Here is a 1,502-nt window from a genome sequence, read left to right as displayed (position 1 = left end):
CCCAGGGAGCGGAACTCTGGAGAGATGTACTCGAAGGTGTAGTGCGTCAGCGTGTCAGGCATCTCCACACGCACAGCACGAGCCACGTCGGGGATCATCTTGTAGGCACGGAGCTTGTCCCCACGGACCATCTTGATCTCGTCGGGGATCTCCCGCACTTCCTCGATGCGATAGGGATCGTAGGGTGAGCGCCGAGGCTCTTGGGCAAAGGCTGATGCCCAGCTAAGGCATAAGAGGAGGAGGGATAGGGTGCTTCTTATCTTCATCTAATGGAAATAGGCGGATCGGTGGGGGCTGAGGCGGGAGCTACGAGCAGTGCTCCATCCCACAACTACAGCCCTGAGGGTCGAGCTCGATAGTGATGTGCCCCAGAGCATACTCCCGAGCTATCTGGCGGACAGTCGCCTTGAGCTCGGCTAGAGCTTGAGGGCTCATCTCGGCGCTACAGGCATAGACGATGTGGAGCGATGCGATGTGCTGCTCCCCATTGAGCGTCCAGATATGTAGGTCGTGCATGGATAGGACTCCAGGTAGCGCCTCTACCTCACGGCAGAAGGCCTCCTGATCGACCTCCACAGGGACCCCCTGCAGGAGGATGAGGAAGTTGTCTCGGAGATTGAAGTAGACATTATATAGGATCCAAGCGGTGATCCCCAGCGAGAGCAGAGGGTCGAGGATCTTGAAGGTCGGGAAGAAGTACATCACGACGCTCACGATGAGCACAGCGATCCATCCCAGCACGTCCTCCATGAGGTGCAGGCGCATGGAGCGCTCGTTGAGCGACGTTCCACCACCCATACGCCAGGCCGCGAAGCCATTGATCAGGAGGCCGAAGATCGCTAGGATGAACATCCCCCCAGCATGGGGCTCACCCGGGGCGATGATACGCTCCACCGACTCCTTGATGACAAAGAAGGAGCCGACGAGGAGGATCGTCGAGATCAGCAGAGACCCTAGGAGGGAGAAGCGCTTGTACCCATAGCTGAAGTGGCGGTCTCGTCCCTTCTTCGAGAGGCGCTCCAGATACCAGGCTACCCCTAGAGAGCAGGAGTCTCCGAGGTCATGAAGTGAGTCGGAGAGGATGGCCACACTACCCGTGTACAGCCCGCCGAAGAGCTCGATGATGGCGAAGAAGAGGTTCAGCAGGAAGGCGATGAGGATATTGCCCTCCGCATGATGATGGTGGTGATGATGATGGTGGCCATGCCCATGGCTATGGCTGTGACCATGAGCGTGGGAGTGCTCCCCCGAGCACCCCTCTCCGTGGAGATGCTCCTGGTGCTCATGATGCTCATTGTCGTGGGGTATCATAGGGCTTACTCTTTGTCTTACTTATTAGGATCTAATAGGACCAGTAGCACAAAAATACAAACTATTCATCTTATCCCTCCGCTAGGGCGAATGCACTGGTCTCGGGGTAGTCTTCCGAAGGCTCTTCCCCACCCTCACCAGAGGGCTCTCCTGAGGGACGAAAAAACGACCTACGGTAGGTCGCCGAAAAA

At 57.3% G+C, this 1,502-nt stretch carries 1 protein-coding gene and 1 pseudogene; both read right to left on the bottom strand.

The window, feature by feature from the left end; all coding sequences use genetic code 11:
- Positions 1-266: pseudogene (locus tag HMPREF1556_RS08705) on the bottom strand (hypothetical protein); the annotation flags it as partial.
- Positions 267-306: 40 nt separating this feature from the next.
- Entirely contained in the window at positions 307-1,311 is a 1,005-nt protein-coding gene (locus tag HMPREF1556_RS03160; RefSeq protein ID WP_021666801.1) for a cation diffusion facilitator family transporter, read from the bottom strand.
- Positions 1,312-1,502: the final 191 nt, after the last annotated feature.

The sequence above is a fragment of the Porphyromonas sp. oral taxon 278 str. W7784 genome (assembly GCF_000467855.2).
In the GTDB taxonomy this organism is placed as follows: Bacteria; Bacteroidota; Bacteroidia; order Bacteroidales; family Porphyromonadaceae; genus Porphyromonas.
This window is presented reverse-complemented; position numbering and strand designations above follow the sequence as displayed.

Excerpts from the sequence above, each read along its gene's own strand:
- HMPREF1556_RS03160 (WP_021666801.1), bottom strand. The coding sequence starts at position 1,311 with ATGATACCCCACGACAATGAGCATCATGAGCACCAGGAGCATCTCCAC.